This window comes from Thioclava sediminum, assembly GCF_002020355.1.
Lineage (GTDB): Bacteria > Pseudomonadota > Alphaproteobacteria > Rhodobacterales > Rhodobacteraceae > Thioclava > Thioclava sediminum.
This window is the reverse complement of the sequence record NZ_MPZV01000003.1, coordinates 210,401-235,333: the sequence shown is the minus strand read 5'-3', so window position 1 is coordinate 235,333 and position 24,933 is coordinate 210,401. Positions and strand designations below refer to the sequence as shown.

Genomic DNA, 24,933 nt, shown 5'->3' with positions numbered 1-24,933 from the left:
ATTTACATAATACAGATTATCGGTATTAATGTGGTATGAAAACGGGGGGCGATTTCAGCCCCCCGACTTTGTTTTTCGGCTGGATTTGCCGCCAGATGGGATCAAGTGATGACGTCGGGTTTCTCGCGCCCCGTGCGTTCGCGGATGCCCACCAGCGCCTCTGTCGCCCGGATGATCGGCGAAAGCGCCTCTTGCGGATCATGGTCCAGCCCATCCGGTCCCGGCGCATAGCGCTCGAGATACACACGCAGCGTCGCGCCCTCGGTGCCCGTGCCCGACAGACGCAGCACGACGCGCGAGCCGCCTTCGAACAGAATACGGAAACCCTGACCTTCCGCGATGGAGCCATCGACCGGATCGGTATAGGAAAACTCGTCTGAGCTTTCGACCGTAAGCCCTTCTACCTGCGTCCCTTTTAGCTCTCCGAGGCGTGCACGGAGAACGTCCAGCATCGCCTCTGCCTGCTCGGTCGGCAGCGCCTCGTAATCGTGGCGCGAATAGTAGTTTCGGCCATAGCGCGCGAAATGATCGGCCATGATCTCCGCCACCGACATCTTGCGCGCGGCAAGGATGTTGAGCCACATCAGCACCGCCCAGAGTCCGTCTTTCTCGCGCACGTGGTCGGAGCCAGTGCCGAAGCTTTCTTCGCCACAGAGCGACACGCGCCCCGCATCCATCAGGTTGCCGAAGAACTTCCAGCCCGTTGGCGTCTCGTAGCAATCGAGGCCAAGCGCCTCGGCCACCCGATCCGCCGCCGCAGAGGTCGGCATCGAGCGCGCGACGCCCTTCAGCCCGTCCTTGTAGCCCGGCACGAGATGCGCGTTCGCGGCCAGCACCGCGAGACTATCCGACGGCGAGACATAGGTGCCCGCGCCCAGGATCATGTTCCGGTCGCCATCGCCATCCGAGGCCGCGCCGAAATCCGGGGAATTTTCGCCCATCATCTCGTCCATCAGTTCATGCGCCCAGGTCGGGTTCGGATCGGGATGCATGCCGCCGAAATCCGGCAGCGGCGTCCCATGCGTGACGGTCCCTGCCGGTGCGCCGAGGCGGTTTTCGAAAATCTCCACCGCGTAAGGTCCGGTGATGGCGCACATCGAGTCCATCCGCATCCGGAAGCCCGCTTTAAAGACGTCCTGCAAGGCATTGAAATCGAATATCGTTTCCATCAGGTCGGCATAGGCGCTCACCGGGTCGACGACTTCGACGGTCATCTCTCCCAGCGGCGTTTCGCCAAGGCTGTCCAGATCGGGATCCGCCGCATCGAGCACGTGATATTCGCTGATCTCCTGCGTGCGCTTGTGGATCGCCGAGGTGATCGATTCCGGCGCAGGGCCACCATTTGCAGAGTTGTATTTGACGCCGAAATCCTCGTCCGGACCGCCCGGATTGTGGCTGGCCGAGAGGATGATCCCGCCATCTGCCTGTCGCTGCCGGATCAGGTTCGAGGCGGCGGGCGTGGACAACCACGCACCCTGCCCCACGATCACCCGCGCCGCCCCATTGGCGGCTGCCATTTTCAGGATCGTGCTTGCCGCTTCCCGTCCGAAATACCGTCCGTCCCCGCCAAGAACCAAGGTCTTGCCGCGCACACCGCCGATCGCGTCGAAGGTCGATTGCACGAAGTTCTCGAGGTAGTTCGGCTGCATGAAAACGCGGGTTTTCTTGCGCAGCCCCGAGGTGCCGGGTTTCTGGCCGTCGATGGGCTGGGTCGCGTGGCGGGTCATGATTTCTCCTGCACTGTGGCGCGGGTAAAGACTTGAACGGATTGTGCGGCAAGGCAAGCCTCGGCGCCGTCGATTTGTTCCGCTTCCCGTCCGGGTAAGGCGGTATCGAGCGCGCGAGTCCAACGTCCCGGCGGCAATTTTACTTCGCGCGCGGAGCCTGCGTTGAGGATCACGTAGACCGCCTCGCTGCCGGCCTCGCCGGCCGGACCTTCGGCAGCGCCGCGGATTTCGACGCCGATGCAGCGCAGTTCGGGATCGTTCCAATCATGCGGCTCGGGTTCCTCGCCAGAGGCAAGCCGCCAGATCAGATCGCGCATCCCGTCCTGCTTGCGGATCAGCGAGTGCAGATAGCGGTTTTGGCGCAGGACGCGGTGATCTTTTCGTATCTGGATCAGATGCTTGACGAAGGTCTTTAAAGTGGCGTCGGGCGTGCTCCAGTCGACCCAGCCGATCTCGTTATCCTGCGCATAGGCGTTGTTGTTGCCGCCCTGCGAATTGCCAATCTCGTCGCCCGCCAGCAGCATTGGCACGCCCTGGCTCATCAGCATAGTCGCAAGCAGCGCGCGTTTGCGCAGGGCCTGTGCCTCGACGCTCTCCAGCGCTTCCGAGAAATTCGCGTCATGGCCGTCGCGGTTTTCCTCGCCATTCGCGAGGTTCTGCTTTTCGCCATAGGAAACAAGGTCTTGCAGCGTGAAGCCGTCATGGGCGGTGATGAAATTCACCGAGGCCGTCGCGGGCCGCCCCATCTGGTCGAAGATCTCCGCCGAGCCCGCGACGCGCCGCGCGAGATCGCCCGCCATGCCCCGGTCGCCGCGCCAGAACCGGCGCGCATCGTCGCGGAAGCGGTCGTTCCATTCGGTGAACGGATGCGGGAAGCCGCCGAGGTAATAGCCGCCCGGCCCGATATCCCAGGGCTCCGCGATCAGCTTCACCCGTCGCAGCACCGGATCTTGCTCAATTGCGGCGAGGAACTGCGCATGTGCCTCGACCGCGCCCGAGGTGCCGCGCGCCAGTGTCGCGGCCAGATCGAAGCGGAAGCCATCGACGCCCATCTCCTCGACCCAATGGCGCAGGCAATCCATCACCAGCCGCAGACAGAGCGGGTTCGACAGGTCCAGCGTGTTGCCGGTCCCGGTTTCGTCGATATAGGCGCCCTCGGGCGTCAGGCGGTAATAGCTCGCATTGTCGATCCCGCGAAGGCTGAGCATCGGCCCGATCGCATTGCCCTCGCCCGTGTGGTTGTAGACGACGTCGAGGATCACCTCGATCCCGGCGCCATGGAAGCGCCGCACCATCTCGCGAAATTCGCCGCGCGGATCGGCACCGGAATAACGCGGCTCAGGCGCGAAATTGGCGATGGGCTGATAGCCCCAGTAGTTGCTCAGGCCCTTCTCGACGAGGAAACGATCGTCGAGATAGGCACAGCTCGGCAGCAGTTCGATCGCGGTGATCCCGAGATCGGTGAGATGCGACAGGATCGGATCGGAGGCGAGCCCCGCCCAAGTGCCGCGCAAGGCCTCGGGCACCTCCGGGTGGGTCATCGTCAGCCCCTTGGGATGGGCCTCGTAGATCACCGTCTCGGACCAGCTATGTTGCGGGCGATCCCATTCGGGCCGCGCGATCTCGGCCACGACAGATTTCGGCGTGACGCTCGCGCTGTTGCGCCGGTCGGGCTTGGATTTCCCATATTGCATAGGGGCTTGCCAGCTGATCTTCGAGCCGATCTCGCGCGCATACGGGTCGATCAGCAGCTTCGCCGGGTTGAACCGATGCCCCGCCTCGGGCGCCCAGGGCCCATGCACCCGGTAGCCATAACGCGCGCCCGGCTTAAGACCCGCAACGAAGCCGTGCCAGGTCGGTCCGGTGCGCCCGGGCAGGTCGATCCGTTGTTCGCCAGACTTGGTGAACAGGCACAATTCAACCCGCTCGGCATGGGCCGAGGCCAGCGCGAAGTTCACGCCGCCCTCGCAGGGCGTGGCGCCCAGCGGGTCCGCTCTGCCGGGGCTCATCTTCATCGCGCGAGAAGCGCATCATAAAGCGCGGCGTAGCGTGCGGCCGATCCGTCCCAGCCCCAATCGGTCTTCATTGCCCGGCGCTGCATCGCGGCCCAGCCCTTGCGATCGGCATAGAGCGCAATCAGCTTCATCAGCGCCTGCCGCAACGCGAGATCGTCGACGGGATGGAAGACGATCCCGGTCGATGCGCCTGCGGCCTCGGTTGCGGGCGTCGCGCCCACCACCGTATCGGCGAGACCACCGACAGCGGAGACCACCGGCAGGCACCCATAGCGCAGTCCGTAGAGCTGGGTCAGCCCGCAAGGCTCGAAGCGCGACGGCACCAGCACCGCGTCGCCGCCCGCATACATCCGATGGCTCAGCGCCTCGTCATAGCCGATCTTCACGCCGACCCGGCCGGGGTGACGCGCGGCAAGGTCCCGCATCGCATCTTCCGCCCAGCCGTCGCCCGATCCCAGCACCGCAAGACCGCCGCCCGACTCGAGATAGGGCCCAAGCGCCGGAGCGAGCAAATCGATCCCCTTCTGCGGCGTCAGGCGCGAGATCAGGATCGCCAGCGGGCCCGGCACATCGAGATCAAATTCGGCCTCCAAGGCTTTGCGGTTCTTCGATTTTCCGCCAGGTTTCGCCGCAGAGAAAGACGTTACTTCCGGATCGGTCTCGGGGTTCCAGACATCCAGATCGATGCCGTTGAGAATACCGTGCAGATCGCCCGCGCGCGCCTGAATGACACCTTCCAGCCCCATGCCGAACTCGCCCCGCATCAACTCGTCTGCATAGCGCGGGCTGACCGTGGTGATCGCGCTCGCCGCGACCAGCCCGGCTTTCAGCGTCGAGATATCGCCCCAGAATTCCACACCCTCACGGGAAAAATCCCAGCTCTGCAGGCCGAGCGCCGCCAGCTTGTCGCGACCGAACCGGCCCTGAAACGCGATGTTGTGGATGGTCATCACGGTCGGGATGCCGGTGCCGCGCAGATACCACGGCACGAGCCCGGTCTGCCAATCGTGGCAATGCACCAGATCGGGCTGCCATTTGCCGGCGCCCTCGCGCGCGATCTCGGCGGCGACGAAGCTGAGCGCTGCGAAGCGTTCCGCGTTGTCGGGATAGTCGCGCCCGTCTTGCGAATACGGGCCCCCGTCCCGGTCGAACAGATGGTCGGCCTGCAGCGCCAGAACCTCGATGCCGCCCGCCTTGCCCAGCACCAGCCGCGCCGGGCCGCCATAGAGGCTCTCGCTTTCCCATACCGGTTTCGGTGATTTCAGCTTTTTCAGAATCCCGCGATAGGCCGGGATCATCACCCGCATCTCCCAGCCCTGCCCTTTGAGGGCGGCGGGCAATGCTCCAGCCACATCGGCCAGACCGCCCGTCTTGATCAGCGGAACCGCTTCTGACGCAACCGAGAGCACGCGTTTCATATCTTCGCTCTTTCCAAATATCCCGGGGCGCGGGGCAGCGCCCCGCTCTCTAATCCCGTTAGTCCAATGCCGCCGCGCGTTTGTCGAGCATCGTCTGCGTGATCAGCACGACACCGCCTTCCGACCGGCGGAACCACTTCTCGTCCTCCTCCGGGTCTTCGCCCACGACGAGCCCTTCGGGAATATGCACGCCTCGGTCGATCACGCATTGGCTCAGCCGCGCATGCCGCCCGATATCGACGTAAGGCAGCACGACGGCCTCTTCCAGGCTCGCGAAACTATGCGCGCGCACGCCGGTATAGAGCAGCGAATTGCGCACCTCCGCGCCCGAGACGATGCAGTCGCCCGAGACCAGCGAGGAAATTGCCGAACCACGTCTGCCATCCTCGTCATGGATGAATTTCGCGGGCGGCACGATCTCGGCATAGGTCCAGATCGGCCATTCGGTGTCGTAGAGGTCCAGCTTCGGGGTGAAATCGGTCAGGTCGATATTGGCCTGCCAGAACGCGTCCACCGTGCCCACGTCGCGCCAGTACGGCTCGGTCTCGAGCCCCGTCGTCACGCAGCTATCCGAGAACTTATGCGCCATCGCCTTGCCGTGTTTGACGATCTGCGGGATCAGGTCATGGCCGAAATCATGGCTCGAATTCGGGTCTTCCATGTCGCGGATCAGAAGCTCGCGCAGGAATTGCCAGTCGAAGACATAGATCCCCATCGAGGCCAGCGCGTGCTCGGGGTCGCTGGGCATCCCGGGCGGATCGGCGGGCTTTTCGAGGAAATCGGTGATCTGTCCGGTCTTGTCGATGGCCATCACGCCAAAGGCGGTCGCCTCCATCCGCGGCACGGTCAGACAGCCGATCGTGACATCGGCCTTGGTGTCGACATGCTGGCGCAGCATCACCTCGTAATCCATCTTGTAGATGTGGTCGCCGGCAAGGATGATGACGTATTTTACGCCGTAATCTTCAATGATATCAATGTTCTGCGCCACTGCGTCGGCAGTGCCTGCATACCAGCGGCTATCGGCCACGCGTTGGCTCGCGGGCAGGATGTCGAGATATTCGTTCCGCTCAGCGCGGAAGAAGTCCCAGCCGCGCTGGATGTGGCGGATCAGCGAATGCGCCTTGTATTGCGTGGCGATCGCCATCTTGCGGATGCCGGAATTGAGCGCGTTCGACAGGGCGAAGTCGATGATCCGGGTCTTGCCGCCGAAATAGACGGCGGGTTTCGCGCGCCGGTCGGTCAGTTCCTTCAGGCGGCTGCCGCGGCCGCCCGCCAGCACGAAGGCCATGGCCTGCGCGCTCAGGCGCGTGTTGGGCTGTGGTTTCATATTCCTCCCCCTCCTCTGGGCACCGCTTACGCGGGCGTGAACATCACGACTGACAGCGGCGGCAAATACACCTCCGCGCTATGGGCGCAGCGGCCCTGCGCGTGATCTTCGGCGCGGATCGCACCGAGATTGCCGCGGTTCTCGCCGCCGTAGAAACCGGAATCCGTGTTGAGTATCTCGCACCATTCGCCGTCCAGCGGCAGGCCGATGCGGTAGCTGTGCTCGACCGGGGTCAGGTTCGCGACCACCACGACCGGATCGGACCCGGGCGCGCGGCGCTCGAAGATGAAGACCGAGGCCTCGGAATCGTCGGCGGCGATCCATTCGAACCCGTCCGGCTCGCAATCGCCCCAATGCAGCGCGGGCGTCTCGCGATAGAGGCGGTTGAGGTCGCGCACCAGCGCGCGCAGCCCGTTGTGGCGCGGATCGTCGAGCAGATACCAGTCCAGCTCGCGCTCGTGGCTCCATTCCGACCATTGGCCGAATTCCTGCCCCATGAACAAAAGCTTCTTGCCCGGATGCGCCCATTGGAACGCGTAGAAAGCGCGCAGATTGGCGTATTTCTCGGGGTCGGTTCCGGGCATCTTGCCCAGCATCGAGCCCTTGCCGTGCACCACCTCGTCATGGCTGATCGGCAGGATGAAATTCTCGCTGTAAATGTAGGAACTCGCGAAGGTTAGCTCGTTATGGTGGAACTTGCGATAGAGCGGATCGCGCGCGAAATAGCGCAAGGAGTCGTTCATCCAGCCCATGTTCCACTTGTAGCCGAAGCCCAACCCGTCCTCATGCACGGGGCGCGTGACACCGGGATAGGCGGTGCTCTCTTCCGCCACCGTCATGATGCCTTCCGCGCCGCCATAAGAGGCCGCGTTCATGTTCTGCAGGAACTCGATCGCCTCCAAGTTCTCGCGCCCGCCATATTTGTTGGGCACCCATTCGCCCGCGGCCCGCGAATAGTCGCGGTAGAGCATCGAGGCCACGGCATCCACGCGCAGCCCGTCGAGGTGATATTCCTCCAGCCAGAACAGCGCATTGGCGAGCAGGTAGTTGGACACTTCCCGCCGCCCGTAATTGTAGATCAGCGTGTTCCAGTCCTGATGGAAGCCCTCTTTCGGGTCGGCATGCTCATAAAGCGCCGTGCCGTCGAAATGTCTCAGCCCGTGATCGTCGGTCGGGAAATGCCCCGGCACCCAGTCGAGGATCACGCCGAGGCCCCGCCGATGCGCCGCATCCACGAATTCCGCGAATTCCTCGGGACGGCCGTGGCGGATCGTCGGCGCGTAAAGCCCGATCGGCTGATAGCCCCAGGAGCCATCGAACGGATGTTCGGTAATGGGAAGCAGCTCGATATGGGTGAAGCCCATGTCGCAGACGTAATCGACCAGTTTCTCGGCCAGTTCGTGATAGGAGAGCGGTCTGCCCCCCTCGTCCCAGATCCGCATCCAACTCCCGAGATGCACCTCGTAGACCGAGATCGGCGCGTGGCGTTCCTGCGCCTCGGCGCGCGTCTGACACCACGCACTGTCGCCAAAGCGATGCCGCCCGAGTTTGCGCACGACCGAGGCCTGCGCGGGCGGATGCTCTGCACCGAAGCCGACCGGGTCGGCCTTCAGCGGCAGCACCGTCCCCTCCGCGTCGAGCAGCTCGTATTTGTAGAGCGCGCCTGCATGGATGCCAGGGACGAAAATCTCCCACACGCCGGACGCGCCGATCCGGCGCATCTGGTGGCGGCGGCCGTCCCAGAAATTGAAATCGCCCACGACCGAGACGCGGCGCGCATTGGGTGCCCAGACCGCGAAATGCACGCCTTCGACGTCCTGATGGGTGATCACATGGGCGCCGAGCTTCTCCCAGAGCCGCGTATGCGTCCCCTCCCCGATCAGGTATTCGTCGATCGCGCCGAGCACCGGCGCGAAGCCGTAAGGGTCGTCGAAATCCCATGTCGTCTGATCGTGCCGCGCGCGCAGACGGTAGGTTTCCTCGGTCCATTTGCCGGCGAAGATCCCCGGGACGACGGGCTCCAGCGCGACCTCTGTCTTGCCAAGCGCCCAGACCTCTTCTGCGCCGGGCACCAGCGCCACGATTTCCCAGTCATGCAGCCCCAACACGGAAAACGGATCGGGATGTTGCGCGTGGATAAGCGCTTCGGCCTCGTCGCGGGAAAGTGTCATAGCGCTCCTTGGTTCACAGGGCCGATTGCGTGGTCCAGATCTCGTCCATGTAGCCCTTGATCGCCCGGTCGGAGGAGAAGAACCCCATCCGCGCGGTGTTCAAAACAGCCATCTTCGCCCAGCCTGCGCGATCGGCGAAGGCCGTGTCCACCTCTTTCTGGGCCGCCGCGTAGGCGTCGAAATCGGAAGCCACGAGGAAATAATCGCTATGCCACATATTATGAACAAGATCGTGATAGCGTTCCGGTTCCTCGGGCGAGAACCGTCCCTCGGCGATCATCTGCAGCACATCCTGCAAAGGCTGGCTTGCAAGGATCGCGTGGCGCGCATGTTCGGGATCACGGCGGCGCTCCATCACCTCGTCGGCGGTCATGCCGAAGAGGAAGAAGTTCTCCCCGCCAACCTGTTCACGAATTTCCACATTCGCGCCATCGAGCGTGCCGATGGTCAGCGCGCCGTTCAATGCGAATTTCATATTGCCGGTGCCGGAGGCTTCCTTGCCCGCGGTGGAGATCTGTTCTGACAGGTCCGCCGCCGGGATCAGCCGCTCGGCCATGGAGACGTTGTAGTTCGGCGGATAGACGATCTTGAGACGCCCATCGACGTAAGGGTCGTTATTGACCACCTCGGCCACGTCATTGATCAGCCGGATGATCTGTTTCGCGGTGTGATAGCCCGGCGCCGCCTTGCCGCCGAAGATCTTCACGCGCGGCTGGAACTCGGCCTGCGGGTTCTCGCGGATCGCGTGCCATTCGGCGATGGTCTGCAGGATGTTGAGGAGCTGGCGCTTGTATTCGTGGATGCGCTTGACCTGAATGTCGAAGATCGCATCGGGGTCGAGGGTGATCCCTTGGGTGTCACGCACCCAATCCGCCAGATGCACCTTGTTGCGCCGTTTCGCGGCCATGAAAGCGTCGCGGAAGCTCGCATCCTCGGCATAGGGCTCCAGTGCGCGCAGCTTGTCGAGATCGGCCTCCCAGCCATCGCCGATCGTATCGATGATCAGATGCGACAGCTCTCCATTGGCCATGCGCAGCCAGCGGCGCGGCGTGATCCCGTTGGTCTGGTTGATGATGCGCCCCGGATGCAGCCGGTCCAATTCGGGAAACAGGTTGCGCTTGATCAGCTCGGTATGGAGCGCCGAGACCCCGTTCACCTTATGCGAGGTGATGAAGGCCAGCTCTCCCATCCGCACCTCCTGATGCTTCACGATGCCGACGTAATGCGCGCGTTTGGGGAATTTGCGCCGGTGCCAGCTGTCGATCTTCTCGATGATCTGCATATGGCGCGGCAGCACGGTGCCCATCAGATAGGTCGCCCAACGCTCCAGCGCCTCGGGCAACAGCGTGTGATTGGTGTAGCCCAGACATTGCATCGTGATCTCGAGCGCGGCGTCGAACTCCATGTCATGCAGGTCGGTGAGGATGCGGATCAACTCCGGCCCCGCGATCGCCGGATGCGTGTCGTTCATCTGGATCGCGACGAACTCCGGCAGCTCCTCGATCGTGTGCCCGGCGGCCAGATGGCGGCGCATGATGTCCTGCAGCGCGGCGGAGGTCAGGAAATACTCCTGTTTGAGGCGCAATTCCTTGCCCGCATAGGTCGTGTCATCGGGATAGAGCACGCGGGATAGCGTGCGCGCCAGCGCCTCGGGTTCGGCTGCGGCGGCGTAATCGCCGTGATTGAAGCGTGCGAGGTCGAACTGCTCGGTGGGCTTGGCCGACCACAGACGCAGCGTGTTCGCCCATTTGCCCTCCCAGCCGATGATCGGCATGTCATAGGCTTCGGCCAGCACCGTCTCGCCTGGCACCCAATGCGGCTTGCCGTCCAGCGTTTCGACATGGCCCTTGAAGCCGATCTCATAGGCCGCCTCGGGCCGTTCGAATTCCCACGGGTGGCGCTGCTTGAGCCAATCCTCCGGCGTCTCGACCTGACGCCCGCCCTCGAAGCGCTGCTTGAAAAGACCGTGTTCATACCGAATGCCGTAGCCGTAGCCGGGACAGCCCAAGGTCGCCATGCTCTCCATGTAGCACGCGGCCAACCGCCCTAGCCCGCCATTGCCGAGCGCCGCATCGGGTTCGTTCTCGACCACGGCCTCCCAGTCCTGTCCAAGCGCCTCCATCGCCTCGCGGCAGGTGGCGCGCAGACCGAGGTTGATCGCGGCATCCTCGAGCATCCGCCCGATCAGGAATTCCATTGAGAGATAATAGACCCGCTTGCGCCCCTCTTCCCATGTCCTCCGGGTAGCTGCGAACCACGGCGCCACGACCCGATCGCGGATCGCCAGAGACAGCGCCATGCGCCAGTCATAGACCGAGGCGTGATCGGGATCCTTGCCCATCGAAAAAGTGATGTGGTGCAGAATTTCTTCGCGAACTGTCTCGGCACTGGGCAATTGGGTGTCTTTCAAGGGGGAGGTCTCCGGAACGCGTCAGATAGCAATTGATTGATGAGCCGCCCCCTGCTCAAGGTCAAGCGAAGGCGCAGAAACGGCCCGAGCGGCGGTTGCCGTTTGCGCTAACAATTCTATCCTTGCCGCGATAACGGGCAACAGGAAACTGAAAGAGGAGCGATTCATGGCGAAGGATTGGTGGCGCGGGGCGGTTATCTACCAGATTTATCCGCGCAGCTTTCAAGACGACTCGGGCGACGGGATCGGCGATCTTAAGGGGATCACGCGCAGGCTCGATCATGTCGCCTCGCTGGGCGTTGATGCGATCTGGCTGTCGCCGATCTTCACCTCACCGATGGCGGATATGGGCTATGACGTCTCCGATTATCGCGGCATCGATCCGCAATTCGGCACGCTGGAGGATTTCGACGCGCTGGTGGCGCGCGCCCATGAGCTGGGTCTGAAAGTCGTGATCGATCAGGTGATCTCGCACAGCTCCGATCAGCATCCGTGGTTCAAGGACGCCAAGAAAGGCGGAGCCAAGAAGGATTGGTATGTCTGGGCCGATCCCAAGCCCGATGGCAGCCCGCCCAACAACTGGCAGGCGGTGTTCGGCGGCTCGTCCTGGGAATACGCCCCCGAGCGCGGCCAGTATTACCTGCACAACTTCCTGATCGAGCAGCCTGACCTGAACCTGCACAATCCCGAGGTTCAGGACGAATTGCTCGACGTGTTCCGCTTCTGGCTGGATCGCGGTGTCGATGGCTTCCGCCTCGATACGGTGAACTACTACTTCCACGACCCGAAACTGCGCGACAATCCGGCGATGGACCCCGATCCCGAACGCTGGCCGCCGGTCTCGACCTACGACATGCAGGATCACGAGTTCGACAAGAACCGTCCCGAAAACGTCCCCTTCCTCAAGAAGATGCGCGCGGTGATGGACGACTACGAGGCGCGCACGCTGATCGGTGAAGTCGGCGAAGCGCCCCATCGCGCGCTCGGCATCATGGAAGAATACACCCGCGGCGATGACCGTCTGCACATGGCCTACAGCTTCGACATGCTGGGCCCGAAATTCACGCCCGCGCATTTCCGCGGCAAGATCGAGGGCTTCTTCAAGGGCGCGCCCGACGGCTGGCCGAGCTGGTCCTTCTCGAACCACGATGTGCAGCGCCATGTGACCCGCTGGGCGAAATACGGCACCGAGGACAGCATCGCGCGGCTGGCGATTGCGATGCTCGCGTCCTTCCAGGGCACGATCGGCATCTATCAGGGCGAGGAGCTCGGCCAGACCGAGACCGAGATGGAATATCACGAGCTGACCGACCCGCCCGGCCTGCGCTTCTGGCCCGAGAACAAGGGCCGCGACGGTTGCCGCACGCCGATGGTCTGGGACGAGAGCACGAATGCGGGCTTCTCCAAGGCCAAGCCGTGGCTGCCGGTAAAGCCGCCGCAAGCGGCCCGCGCCGTGGCACTGGAAGAGGCCGATGAGGGCTCGGTGCTCGCCTATTACCGCAACGTTCTGGCTTTCCGTAAGGAAAACCCGGTGCTGCGCGAGGGCACGTCGAAATTCCTCGACCTGCCCGATCCGGTGCTCGGCTTCATCCGCGACGATGGCGCGATGAAATTCTCCTGCTACTTTAACCTCGGCCCCGATCCGGTGACGCTCGAGGCGGATGGCGAGCTTATCGGCCCCTGCCTTGCCGCAACGCTGGAGGGCGGCACGCTGTCGCTCGGCCCGAACGGTGCAGCCTGGGTGAAGCTCTAAGAGCCCATGACGCGGCGGCCGGGGCCGGATTCAAACCTGCCGCCGCGTAACGGACCCACGACGACGTCGGGAGCGTTTGCTCTCGACGTCGCGTGCGATCCTGCGTTCTTTCTCTAGCCAGTCGCGCGGTCTCGGTCGATAAGATGCGTTCGGGACGATTTCTTACGGAATTTTAAGAAGGCCATAAATTCCTTCTGCGATTGTCCCGCCAGAGATTGGAAAAAACGTGGAAATATAAGATGGCTCTCGCTGATCCGGCGCAAACTGCCCCTCCCCAGTCGCGCGTGAAAATTCTCTGGCCGATCGGGCTTGGACTTTTGCTGTTCCTGATGGGGCTTTGGGCGCTGCATCATCTGCTCGCCAGCATCGACGTGCATCAGGTGATCGCGCAGATCAAGGCGACGCCGTGGCCCACGCTCGGCGCGGCTTTGGGGGCGACGTCGCTGGGCTATCTGGCGCTGGTGGGCTACGATTTCTGGGCGCTCCACTACCTTGGAAAACAGCTGCCGCTGCGCACCGTCGCGCTTGGCGGGTTTCTGGGCTACGCCTTCGGCAACACGGTCGGGATCAGCGTGATCTCGGGCGGGGCCGTGCGCTACCGCATCTATTCCGCCGCCGGCCTGAACGCCTTCGAGGTCGCGGCGCTGTCGTCCTATATCGCGCTCGCCATGGGCCTCGGGCTTACGATGGTGGGCGTTCTGGCGCTTTCCGTGCATCCGGCAGCCCTTGCAGGCGTCATTTCGGCGCCCGAGCCCGTGATCCGTATCGGGGCCTTGGCCGCGACGGCTCTTATTCTGGGCGGGGCGTTCTACCTGTCTTATACCGGGCGCGCCCTGCGTATTCGGAACCGCGAGATCGCGATGCCCGCGCCGCGCATCCTTGTGGGGCAACTCGCCGTGGCGCTGTTCGATTCGACCATGGCGGCTGGCGCGCTCTGGATCCTGATGCCCGCAGGCACCCCGCCGTTTGCGAGCTTTGTCGCCATCTACGCCGCAGCCAGCATGGTCGGCATCCTGAGCCACGTCCCCGGCGGCGTCGGCGTGTTCGAGACGGTGGTGATCGCTGCCCTGCCCGCGGGCGTGCCTCTGGGCGAGGCGGCTGCGGGTCTTCTGGCCTTCCGCATGATCTATTTCCTGCTGCCCTTCGTGATCGCTTTCGTCGTGGTCTCGCTGAACGAGGCGCGGCTCGCAGGTGGCTGGGCCACGCGCGTCTTTGGCGAAATCTCCGAACCGATGCGCCCGGTGATCAGCGGTATCGAGGGTATCGCCCCCCGGATCGCCGGGGTGGCGGTGCTGGGTCTCGGTTTCTGGATGGTGATCGTCGCGCTGATGCCGGTGCTTGGACGGCAAGGCGGCGAGCCGGGGCTGATCACGGCGGTTCTCGCAGAAGGCGGCACGCAGCTTGGTGCCCTCGCGGGTGTGCTGTTGATCGTGCTGTCGCATGGCTTGGTGCGCCGGGTGAGACTTGCCTATTGGCTGGTACTTGCGGGGCTGGTGCTTGGCGTGATCTCGGTTTTGGCGGCCGATCTCGACATCGACAACGCGGTCGTCCTGTCGCTCGCCGCGGTGGTGTTGCTGCCGTTTCGCGGGGCCTTTCACCGTCGGGTCGCGCTGACCGAGGGCGGCTACGGGCCGCTGTGGTTCGCTGTGATCCTAGGGATGGTGGCCTCGGCGGCGGTGTTTTTCTTCCTCGCCTATGCGGCGCATCCCTATTCCAACGCGCTCTGGCTCGATTTCACGGCGAGTTCACCCACACCACGGGCGCTCAGGGCCGGGCTCCTGATCAGCGCGCTGCTGCTCGGGTTCCTCCTGTGGCTGACGCTGCGCCCGATGCGCCGCTTCGCGCTCTCCCCCGATCCCGAGCAGGACGCGTCGGTTGCCGAAATCCTCGCCGCCCAAGATGTACCGCAGGGCTGGTTCGCGCTGACGGGCGACAAATGCGTGATGTTCTCGCCTGACCGTTCGGCCTTCCTGATGTATGCGCAGCGCGGCGGGATGCGGGTCGTGCTCGGCGATCCCGTCGGCCCGCCCGAGACCGCGCGGCAACTCGCGTGGGAGTTTCACGAACGCGCGGTGAGCGAAGGGCTCACCCCCGTCTTCTACGAGGTCTCGACGAAGAACCTGCCGCTCTGGATCGAGATGGGCTACGCGCTGCACAAGATCGGCGAAGAGGCCGTGGTCGACCTTCAGAAATTCTCGCTCACGGGATCGAAATTCAAGACGATGCGGGCCGAACAGAACCGTGCTTTGCGCGAGGGTTTCACGCTTGAGATCGCCTCCCCGCCGCACGCGCCGGAGCTGATCGCGACGCTCCGTGACGTGTCCGACGCGTGGCTCGCAGGCCAGAAAGGCCGCGAGAAAGGCTTCTCCATCGGCCGCTTCGATCCGCGCTACCTCAACCATTGCGAGATTGCGCTGATCCGGCGCGACGGCGAAATTCTCGGCTTCGCGAACCTTCTCGGCGGGTTGGAGGCGCGGCGTTTCGCGATAGATCTGATGCGGTACCGCCCGGAGGCGGCCGACGGCGTCATGCAATTCCTGTTCATCGGCCTGATCGAGGCGCTGCGCGACCGCGGTGCGACGGAGCTCAGCCTCGGCCTCGCGCCGCTGGCAGGCCTGCCCGACCGTGCCTCTGCGCGGCTGACCAGCCGCCTTGGCAATCTGATCTATCGTCATGGCGGAAGTTTCTATAACTTCGAAGGGTTACGCCGGTTCAAACAGAAATTCCGGCCCGAATGGCGGCCCCATTATGTCGCACTTCCGCCCGGCACCTCCCCCTATCTCGCGCTCACCGAAATAACCCTGCTGATCTCCGGCGGCGCGCGCAATCTGCTGACAAAGGACTGAAATGCTTGACGCCATCCACCAAGTGCTCCCGAATCTCGCCGCCCTGGGGATCTTCGGCTACTGGGTGATCGGGGCGGCAGCGGGGCTGGAGGCCTTCCTGCCGACCGGGATTTTCCTGCCCGGCACCCTGCTTGTCGATGCCGGCGGGGTGATGGTGCAGCAGGGGATGCTCGACCCGCTCGACCTTCTGTGGTTCGTGGCGATCGGCTCGGTCCTCGGCGGAGAGGCCACGTTCTGGCTTGGTCGCCACGCGCGACGCGGCATGCTCGGGCGCTGGAATGTCGAAGGCATGGCCGCCTATCGCCGCGCGGAGAAGCTATTTGCGCGCCATGGCGGCTTCGCGATCGTCATGGGGCGGTTTCTCGGCCCCGTGGCGGGCTTCGTGCCCTTCGCTGCCGCCCTCGCCGGGATGGAGACCCGGCGCTTCCGCATCTGGAACCTGCTGAGCGGCTTTCCTTACGCGATTTTCCATGTCGGCTTCGGCTATGCGCTTGGTGCGGGGTTCACCAAGCTCGGCCCGATGATGACGCGCAATACATTGTTCCTGTTGGGTCTCGTGGTGATCGCCGCGCTGATTTTCTGGATCCTGAGGCGGCTCGACCGGGCGGTGCCCTATCTCCTCGCAATGGCAGGCGGGCTGATGGACGAGATCGCCCGCCACCCCCGCGTCGATAGCTGGGGCGGGCGCCACCCGAAAACGGCGGCATGGATCGCGCGCAGGCTTGACCGCAGCAAGTTCTCCGGCCTCCCGCTGAGCCTTCTGGCACTCGCCTTCCTCTACCTCGCCTCGGTGCTGGTCGGGCTGTCGCTCGACTTCCTGCAAAGCGACCCGATCGTGCAGATCGACGCGCGTCTGGCGGCGCTGATGCGGCTGTTTTGGACGCCGGGCCTCATTCAGATCTTCACATGGATCACCGCGCTTGGTGATACCCAGCTTGTGGCGGCGCTGCTCGTGCTCGCGCTCGTCTGGCTCGCGTGGCTGCGTCGGTTCGATCTGGCTGCGGGGCTCGTGGTCTCGCTCGGGCTGGACCTGATCTCGGTGATCATCCTGAAAGCGGGCTTCGGGCGGCCGCGCTCGATCCTCGGTTATTTCCATGAAACCTCGGGCAGTTTCCCCTCGGGCCACGCGACGCTCTCGGTCGCCTTTTACGGGATGCTCGTCTTCCTCCTCTGGCGGCTGACGCGGCTCGGGGCGCTGAGCGCGAGCTTTCTGGCGGCCTTGGTCGCCGGTCTGATCGGGTTGAGCCGCCTCTATCTCGTCGAGCATTACCTGAGCGATGTGCTGGGCGGCTGGCTTCTCGGCGCGATGTGCCTGCTGGTGGGTATCGCGGTGGCCGAGTGGTTGTATCCGCGATGGGCTGGGGCGCCGCGCGCTCGGCCGCGCTGGCAGATGGGCGTGATCGGCGTCGTGACACTGGCGCTGCTGGGCTTCACGATGGTTCGCGTGCGCGATTATTCCAAGGCGCTGAACCCGCCCCCCGTGGCGCAGCCGCTGATCGTGATCTCGGAAGGGGCCGAGCCGCAGGCGCTGCGTGACGCGCCGCTGATGGCGCAGACACTCGACGCGGATCAACAGTTCCCGCTCTCGATCGGGCTCTGGGCGACGAACCCCGATCAGATCACGACGGCGCTGAGCGCGATTGGCTGGCAACGCGCCGACTCGGTGACCCTCAAGACGCTCGCGGGCGCGGCCTTCGGGGCTGTGCGCGATACGATGCGCCCCGGCGCCGCGCTTGCGCCGCTGTTCTGGAAGAACGAGCCGAGCGGGCTTGGCTTCACCCGCCTGCCGGATGGCGACGCGACCGACAAGATGCCGCGGCTTCGGCTGTGGCAGACGCGCTATGCCGATGCATCCGGTGCGCGGCTCTGGATGGGGGTGATTACTCGCGATGACGGGCTGGTGCCGAGCGACGGGTCGACGGCGGGGCCGCTGGCATCCGATCTTGCGAAGGCGTTGAGCCAGAACGGCGGGGCCAAACCGGTGGGCCAGATCTCCGGTACGGCTGCGTCGGACATCCCGGTTCTGGCGCTGCGGTAGCGGCGCGCCTCAGTCCGCGCGCAAATCTTCGAGGTAAATGCGAACCGCTTCCTGCACATGGCGGAAGCGGTCGCCGCCCAGATGCTTGCCGCCGAACCAGCGGGTGACGACGATGATATGGTCGTAGAGCTCTTCGCGCTCGAGCATCCGTAGGATCACCATGCCCGCGCCTGCCTCACCATCGTCGTTCTTCACCGGGGCCTCCGCCGTCAGAAGCGCCCAGGTGTTATGCGTGGCCTTGGCGTATTTCTTCTTCCGGCAGAGTTCCTTGACGAAGGCCTTGGCCTCCTCTTCCGAGGCGCAAGGTCCGCCCGAGACCGCGTATTTCGAGCCGCGGTCGCTGATGATGTTCTCGAGGATGCGCATGGCGCTGGTTTAGGGGCCAAGCGCCGAAGCGGCAAGGGCGGGCAGCGGACCCAATGGCCCGCCGCCCTGCCCGCTCAGCCCAGTTTGCGCAGGCGCGCGATCAGCGAGGACGTATCCCAGCGATTACCGCCCATCGCCTGCACGTCCTTGTAGAACTGATCGACCAGCGCGGTCACGGGCAACGAAGCCCCGATCTCATCGCCGGTTTTCAGGCAGATCCCCAGATCCTTGCGCATCCAGTCCACCGCGAAGCCGAACTCGAATTCGTCCTTCGCCATGGTCTCGTAGCGGTTGGCCATCTGCCACGAGCCGGCGGCGCCTTGCGAGATCACCTCGACCACGGCGGCGATATCGAGATCAGCCTTCTCGGCGAAGTTCAGGCTCTCGGCGAGGCCCTGCACCAGACCCGCAATCGCGATCTGGTTGCACATCTTGGTCACCTGCCCCGCGCCGCTTTCGCCCAGACGGCGGCAGATCTTGGCATAGGCGTCGATCACCGGGTCGGCCTTGTCATAAGCCGCCGCGTCGCCGCCGCACATGACCGACAGCTGGCCGTTCTCGGCCCCGGCCTGCCCGCCCGAGATCGGCGCGTCGATGAAGGCCACGCCATGGCCCGCCGCTTCGCCCGCCAATTCGCGCGTGACGGCTGCCGAAACCGTGGTGTGATCGACGAAGACCGCGCCGGTTTTCATGCCCTTGAACGCGCCATCCTTGCCGAGGCAGACCTCGCGCAGGTCGTCGTCATTGCCGACACAGGACATCACGAAATCCGCGCCTTTCGCGGCTTCGCGCGGGGTCGCTTCGGCCGACCCGCCATGCTCTGAGACCCATTTCTCGGCCTTGGCGGCCGTGCGGTTATAGACCGTGACCTCATGGCCTGCCGATGCGAGATGCCCCGCCATCGGATAGCCCATCACCCCAAGCCCCAGAAATGCAACTTTCGCCATCGACCTCTCCCTTGCGTGAATACGAAACCGCGCCCCGTGAAGCGCGAGCGCGTTGATTGTAGCGTCGGGCTCAACTACTAACGCGCCAACCGGGCGCGTCAACTCATGCGCCGGGAGGCGGGATTTCGGGTGAGGCGCGCAGAGGGCTCGATGTATAAGGCATTTCGATGGGGCGTTCGGCTGATCATGGCCGCGATCGTGGGTGTGGTGCTCGTCGGGGGGCTGATCTATTTCTTCGCCTCGCGCTCGCTTCCCGATTACGACGCGACCTATAAGGTCACCGGGCTCACCGCTCCGGTGGAGATCGTGCGCTCCACCGAGGACGTGCCGCATATCTTCGGCAAGGACGACCCGGATGCGTTCTTCGCACTGGGGCTCGCCCATGCGCAGGACCGGCTGTGGCAGATGACGCTGATGCGCCGCACGGTGCAGGGGCGGCTGTCGGAAGTGTTCGGGCAGGAGACGCTGAAAACCGACGAGCTGATGCGACGGATGGGCCTGTATCAGGCGGCGGTCGACTCGGTGTCCTCGCAGGACGATTACACCAAGGCCGCGCTCAAGGCCTATGCGCGGGGCGTCAACCAGTGGATCGAGATCGTCAACGAGGGCGCAATGGGGCGCGGCGCGCCGGAATTTTTCCTCTTCGACAGCAAGATCTCCTATTGGACGCCCGCGGATTCGCTCGCGATCATGAAGCTGATGGCGGTGCAGCTGTCGAACCAGCTGCAAGACGAGGTGCTGCGCGCCCGTGTGTCGCTCGTCGGCAAAGACCTCGTGCGCGACATCATGCCCGACGATCCGCAACAGGCGACCGCGGCCCTGCCCGATTACGCGAGCCTGTTCCCGACCATGCAAAAGGGCATTCAGACGGCCGAGAACGGGGCGCCGGGGGCGTTCTCTCCCTTCCCCGCACGCGGCTCTGCCGGGGCGTCGAACGCATGGGCTGCGGGGCCTGACCGCTCGGCCGCGGGCGGCGCGCTTCTGGCCAACGATCCGCATCTGGGTCTGACGGCGCCCTCGATCTGGTATCTGGCGCGGCTGCAGCTGCAATCGGGCGGCGTGATCGGCGGCACGATCCCGGGGATGCCGCTGGTGCTGTCGGGCCGCAACAAGGATCTGGGCTGGGGGCTAACCACGGCCTATGTCGACGATCAGGACCTGCATATCGAGGAAATCGATCCCGACGATCCGACGAAATACCGCACGCCCGACGGCTGGAAGCGTTTCAAGACCAAGCGCGTGATCGTCGAGGTGAAGGACGCCAAGCCGGTCACGCTGACCCTACGCTGGACCGATAACGGCCCGGTGCTACCCGGCAGTCATTTCGATCTGGCGACCGTCACGCCGCCGCATTCGGTGATGTCGCTCAGCTGGACCGCCTTCGATCCGCAGGACACGACGATGACCGGCGCGATGGACCTGATGCGGGCGCATTCGATACCGCAGGCAATGGATGCGGCGAAGAAGATCGTCGCACCCGCGCAGAACATCACGCTGGCCGACAAGGACGGGGTGGCGCTGGTCACCGCCGGGAAAATCCCGCTGCGTGACCGGGCGAATGACACGCAAGGCCGGATGCCGAACGCGGGCTGGAAGCCCGAGAACCGCTGGAAAGGCTTCCTGCCCTTCAAGGACAACCCGCAATTCGTCGAGCCGAAAAGCGGCATCGTCGTGAACACCAATAACAAGACGGTCGACCGGCCCTTCCCCTATAACGTCTCGTTCCACTGGGGCGACACGCAGCGCATTCAGCGCCTGTCGAAGCTGATGGGCGAGCGCGAGGTGCATTCGCGCGACAGCTTCATCTCGGCGCAGCTCGATACCGTGTCGCCTGCCGCGCGCGGTCTGCTGCCGCTGGTCGGTGCGAACCTGTGGTATACCGGCGATCCCGCGCCCGCCGGCACGCCCGAGCGGATGCGCCAGCGCGCGCTGGAGATGTTGGCGAGCTGGGATGGCGAGATGTCCGAGCATTTGCCCGAGCCGCTGATTTACGCCGCCTGGATGCGCGAATTGCAAAACCGGCTGATCCGCGACGAACTGGGCCCGCTGGCGAAGAAATTCGACCATCTGGAGCCCCTGTTCATCGAGCGGGTCTTCCGCGACACCCAAGGCGCGAGCCATTGGTGCGACATCATCCAGTCCGCGCCGAAAGAGACCTGCAGCGATATCGCGCGGCAGTCGCTCGACGCGGCGCTGTTGGATCTGTCGAAGAAATACGGGCCGAATATCGAGAGCTGGCGCTGGGGCGATGCGCATATCGCCGAGCAGGACAATCAGGTGCTGGGCAAGGTGCCGGGGCTGAAATGGTTCGTGAATATCCGCCAGTCGACCTCGGGCGGCGACTTCACCCTGATGCGCGGGCGCACCAAGGGCGGCGACGGCTCTGATCGCTTCGCCAACGTCCATGCGGCGGGCTATCGCGAAGTGCTCGATTTCGCGGATCCCGACAGCTCGGTCTTCATCATCTCGACCGGGCAATCGGGCCATCCGCTGAGCCGCCACTACGACGACCTGTCGGAGTTGTGGCGTTCGGGCGAATATATCCCGATGTCGCTCGATCCGGCGCTGGCGCGTGCGGCCGCGGCGGGGATCACCCATCTGGTGCCGAAAGGTGCGGCGAAGCCGGGCAATTGAACTGATTTGAAACGCGGGGCGGACACGAGCCCGCCCCGTCTGCCCCTCAGTCCTCGCGCATCGTGCGCTGCACCTGATCGGCGACCGGCTTGAGCAGATAGGAGATCGCGGTGCGCTCTCCGGTCTGGAAGAAAACCTCAACCGGCATCCCCGGGCGCAGGCCCCGCCCGTCGGGCAGCACCGGCGCCTCGGTCAGCGCAACGGCACAGAGATAATAGCTCCCGCCGCTCTCGTCCTTCGTCGCCGAGGCTGCGACCACGCGCACCTCTCCCGCCACTTCCGGCGTCGTGCGCTGGTTGAAGGCAGTGAAGCGCAGCCGCACCGATTGGCCCGGCATGACCTGATCGATATCAGTGGTGCGCAGCCGCGCCTCCACGATCAGCTCGCCATCGGGCACGATCGCCATCACCCGCTCGCCGGGTGCGATCACACCGTTCACCGTATGCACGCCCAGCTCGTTCACCACGCCCGCGATCGGCGCACGGATTTCGGTGCGCGAGAGCCGGTCGCGCGCGGCCACGGCGCGTTCGTGCAGCTCGGCCATTTGCGCGTCGATGTCACGCAGCTCCTTTTGCGCAGCGGTGCGGGCCTGGTGGTCCAGCTCGAGAATGCGCAGGTTCGACTCGCTGATCTGACCCTTCACCCGCGCGATATTGGCCTCGATCTCGCCCGAGACCCCGTCGAGCCGCGCCATGTCGCGCTCGACCTCGGTGATCGCGCCTTTCTCGGTCAGGCCCTTCTTCAGCAGCTTTTGCAGCCGGTCATGATCTTCGCCGCGCAGACGGCGTTCGATCTCGTTCGACTGGCGCTGCGCTTGGAGGGCACGGATCTCCTCGTCGAACTGGTCGACCTGGGACAGAAGCTGGTCGCGGCGCAAATCCTGCATCGCGCGGTCATGCCCCAGAAGCTGGCGTTCGCCATCGGCAATCGCAGCCGTCTCCTCGGCGGTCTCAAATCCGTCCGGGAACACGATCTCGGCGGCGCTGTCACGCACCGCGATCAACCGCGCGCGCCGGCCGGTGAATTCGCGGATCTGGGTCTCGACGATCCCCAATTCGGAGCGCAGCTGCGTATCGTCCAGCAGCACCACCACGTCGCCAGCCTGCACCAGATCGCCGTTCTCCACGCGGATATCGCGGATCACGCCGCCATCCGGGTGCTGCACCACCTTCAGTTGCGATTTCACCGCAACCTGCCCCTGCGCGATAACCGCGCCGGAGAGTTTCGCCTGCGCCGCCCAGCCCCCGAAGACGAGGATCAGCGCGCCCAGAAACGCCGTCGCGAACAGGATGCGCGCACGGATCGAGAACAGGGCCGGATCGTTGTGAGTCTTGGTCATTTTCGGTTCCCCCCACCAAAAATTCGCGCGCAGCCCGTCAGGCGGGCACGTCGCAATCAAACAGGAAATTGGTTTCTTCGAGTGTGAGATGGCCGTCGAGTTCGATCTCGAAATCGTAATCCTCGATGCTGCCATCCTCGTGTTGCGCGCTCAGCTTGGCTTTCACGACGGTGAATTCATGCGCGTCGTCTCCGTCTTCGATCTCGTAGGCCACGAAAACGCCGCCGCGCGCCTCGGGGACCTCGCCGGTGGCGCCTGCAAAGAACAGGCGCATTTCGCCATAGCCTTCGCCCATCGGGTCGATCTGCGAGAGGTCGATCCGGTCGCCGGGTTCGAAATCGGTAATGCGGTCATGGCCTTGGCCCGCGTTCTGGATAGATGCGAGCGAGGTGAAGACGAAGACGTCCTCTCCCGCGCCACCAGAGAAGAGGTTGCAGGCATCGCTTGCAACCAACTGGTCGTCGCCTGCGCCGGAGGTGACGTTCTCGATGCTGACGAGAGATGCCTCGCCCGCAGCGCTCGTCATCGTCCCGGTAGACAGGTCGACGGTGACCGACTCCGCGATGCGGTTGAGATCGAGCGTGTCGGAGCCTTCTCCGCCATCGTAGCTGTCGCCCGAAGCCTGCGAGATCTCCGCGACGACGATGCGGTCCTCGCCCGCGCCACCGGAGACGAGGTCTTCGCCTGCGCCGCCATCTAGCAGATCGCAGCCTTCGCCGCCCATCAGCGTATCGTTGCCCGCGCCGCCATCGAGACTGTCCGCGCCCATGCCGCCGTCGAGATAGTCGTTGCCGTCTTCGCCATGCAGCGCATCCGCGCCCGCCTCGCCGAAGACGATATCGTCGCCCGCGCCTGCGAAGACCGTGTCATTGCCGGCACCGCCATAGATGACATCCGCGCCCGCGCCGCCGATCAGCACGTCGCAGCCATCGCCGCCGTCGAGCATGTCGTCGCCTTCGCGGCCATAGAGGATATCGTCGCCCCCCTCGCCTCGGATCGCGTCGCGGTCGGGCGTGCCGGTCAGCAAATCGTCCTCGGTGGTGCCGATCACGTCATGATAGTCCGGCGGCAGGATCAGTGCCGTCGCGGTCTGGCCGATTGCCAGCTCGCCATCGCTGAGGTCGTAGGTGATGACCAACTCGCCCTCGAACCCCTGATCGGGTTTGATGAGCCATTCGCCCTCGCCATGGGCGATCACCTCGCCCCCTTGGGCTTGCATCGACAGGATCGAGAGCGGATCGCCGTCGGGATCGCTCGCCCCGCTTAGCAGCACCGCCGCGACGATGAAAAAGCTCTCGTCGCGTCGACCGGGTGAGAGGCGCACCGGGCCATTCGTCTCGGGCGCGCGGTTGCGCGGGGCTTCGGGCGGTTGACCCGGCGGACGGGGCTCATTAGGCGCGCCGTCCCCGCTTTCGCGCGCCTTGCGCGCCGCGGCACGGGTCGAGGAGAAGACCGGAACTTTCGGGAAATCGAACTCCTTCACCTCGATCGCCTCCGGGAAGAACAGCGTATCGTCCTGCGCATCCACCGTCGCCTTGTGCTTGGCGTGCCAGCGTTGCGGAGAGAGCGCGAAAGGGGCCGGATTTGCGCCCGGGAACAGGATCACGTTCTCGGGCAACGGGTCGGGCTGCTCCTCCTCTTGCGCCAGTGCCGCGCTCGACCCCATTTCGGGGATGTGATGCGCGTTTGGCGTCTGCGGGCCGGCGGGGGCGTCGGGATCTGCCGGGGGGTGGGCCGGGCCGTCCTGAACACCTTCCGCCTGCGCCGCATCCGTGCCGAAGAGCTTGCGCGCGAGCGCCGCCCAGGCAAGAGCTACCAGCCCCACCGCCGCGCGGCCGGGCCAGACCGAGCGCCCCTCGGGCGCACGGTATTTCTGTATCGGCGCAAGGGCCGCTTCGTCATCCGGGATACCGAGCTTGAGCTTGTCCTGTTCCATGGC

The 24,933-nt window shown here is 64.6% G+C and carries 14 protein-coding genes; 4 read left to right on the top strand and 10 right to left on the bottom strand.

The window, feature by feature from the left end:
* Positions 1–101 precede the first annotated feature (101 nt).
* The 6 genes from BMI91_RS13385 to BMI91_RS13360 are packed head-to-tail and all read right to left on the bottom strand — an operon-like array spanning position 102 to position 11,071.
* Positions 102–1,727, bottom strand: a complete 1,626-nt coding sequence (locus BMI91_RS13385; RefSeq protein ID WP_078605388.1) for an alpha-D-glucose phosphate-specific phosphoglucomutase — start codon at positions 1,725–1,727, stop codon at positions 102–104.
* Positions 1,724–3,742, bottom strand: coding sequence for a glycogen debranching protein GlgX (gene glgX / locus BMI91_RS13380; RefSeq protein ID WP_078605385.1), 2,019 nt, complete (start codon positions 3,740–3,742; stop codon positions 1,724–1,726). The genes BMI91_RS13385 and glgX overlap by 4 nt, the downstream gene beginning before the upstream one ends.
* Positions 3,739–5,160, bottom strand: coding sequence for a glycogen synthase GlgA (glgA, locus tag BMI91_RS13375; RefSeq protein ID WP_078605382.1), 1,422 nt, complete (start codon positions 5,158–5,160; stop codon positions 3,739–3,741). Before glgA ends, glgX begins: the two co-directional genes overlap by 4 nt.
* Positions 5,161–5,218: 58 nt before the next feature.
* The gene (gene glgC, locus BMI91_RS13370; protein ID WP_078572331.1) at positions 5,219–6,490 is read right to left on the bottom strand and encodes a glucose-1-phosphate adenylyltransferase; all 1,272 of its coding nucleotides are present in this window, start codon (positions 6,488–6,490) and stop codon (positions 5,219–5,221) included.
* A 26-nt stretch (positions 6,491–6,516) separates the two neighbouring features.
* Positions 6,517–8,661 carry a 1,4-alpha-glucan branching protein GlgB gene (glgB, locus tag BMI91_RS13365; RefSeq protein ID WP_078605379.1) on the bottom strand — a complete coding sequence of 715 codons (2,145 nt, stop codon included), beginning with the start codon at positions 8,659–8,661 and terminating at the stop codon, positions 6,517–6,519.
* 13 nt (positions 8,662–8,674) lie between these two features.
* Positions 8,675–11,071 (bottom strand): glycogen/starch/alpha-glucan phosphorylase, encoded by a 2,397-nt coding sequence (locus BMI91_RS13360; RefSeq protein ID WP_078605376.1) that lies wholly within the window; start codon positions 11,069–11,071, stop codon positions 8,675–8,677.
* A 166-nt stretch (positions 11,072–11,237) separates the two neighbouring features.
* Here BMI91_RS13360 and BMI91_RS13355 point away from each other — a divergent pair, with 166 nt between their 5' ends.
* The 3 genes from BMI91_RS13355 (at position 11,238) to BMI91_RS13345 (ending at position 17,708) form a co-directional block, all read left to right on the top strand.
* Positions 11,238–12,824, top strand: coding sequence for an alpha-amylase family glycosyl hydrolase (locus tag BMI91_RS13355; RefSeq protein ID WP_078605373.1), 1,587 nt, complete (start codon positions 11,238–11,240; stop codon positions 12,822–12,824).
* A 284-nt stretch (positions 12,825–13,108) separates the two neighbouring features.
* Positions 13,109–15,670 (top strand): bifunctional lysylphosphatidylglycerol flippase/synthetase MprF, encoded by a 2,562-nt coding sequence (mprF, locus tag BMI91_RS13350; protein WP_244176635.1) that lies wholly within the window; start codon positions 13,109–13,111, stop codon positions 15,668–15,670.
* Between the two features lies 1 nt (position 15,671).
* On the top strand, positions 15,672–17,708 hold the full coding sequence (locus BMI91_RS13345; RefSeq protein ID WP_078605367.1) for a bifunctional DedA family/phosphatase PAP2 family protein: 2,037 nt from the start codon (positions 15,672–15,674) through the stop codon (positions 17,706–17,708).
* A gap of 9 nt (positions 17,709–17,717) precedes the next feature.
* On the opposite strand, the gene BMI91_RS13340 is transcribed toward BMI91_RS13345, so the two are convergent.
* On the bottom strand, positions 17,718–18,074 hold the full coding sequence (locus BMI91_RS13340; RefSeq protein WP_078605364.1) for a YigZ family protein: 357 nt from the start codon (positions 18,072–18,074) through the stop codon (positions 17,718–17,720).
* Positions 18,075–18,148: 74 nt separating this feature from the next.
* Positions 18,149–19,123 carry an NAD(P)-dependent oxidoreductase gene (locus BMI91_RS13335; protein WP_279627337.1) on the bottom strand — a complete coding sequence of 325 codons (975 nt, stop codon included), beginning with the start codon at positions 19,121–19,123 and terminating at the stop codon, positions 18,149–18,151.
* Between the two features lie 48 nt (positions 19,124–19,171).
* Here BMI91_RS13335 and BMI91_RS13330 point away from each other — a divergent pair, with 48 nt between their 5' ends.
* Positions 19,172–21,655, top strand: coding sequence for a penicillin acylase family protein (locus BMI91_RS13330; protein WP_078605355.1), 2,484 nt, complete (start codon positions 19,172–19,174; stop codon positions 21,653–21,655).
* Positions 21,656–21,701: 46 nt separating this feature from the next.
* On the opposite strand, the gene BMI91_RS13325 is transcribed toward BMI91_RS13330, so the two are convergent.
* Together BMI91_RS13325 and BMI91_RS13320 are read right to left on the bottom strand one after the other, a co-directional pair.
* Entirely contained in the window at positions 21,702–22,994 is a 1,293-nt protein-coding gene (locus BMI91_RS13325) for an HlyD family type I secretion periplasmic adaptor subunit (RefSeq protein ID WP_078605349.1), read from the bottom strand.
* A 37-nt stretch (positions 22,995–23,031) separates the two neighbouring features.
* Complete coding sequence (locus tag BMI91_RS13320) at positions 23,032–24,930, bottom strand: cadherin-like domain-containing protein (RefSeq protein ID WP_078605347.1); 1,899 nt, start codon at positions 24,928–24,930, stop codon at positions 23,032–23,034.
* Positions 24,931–24,933: the final 3 nt, after the last annotated feature.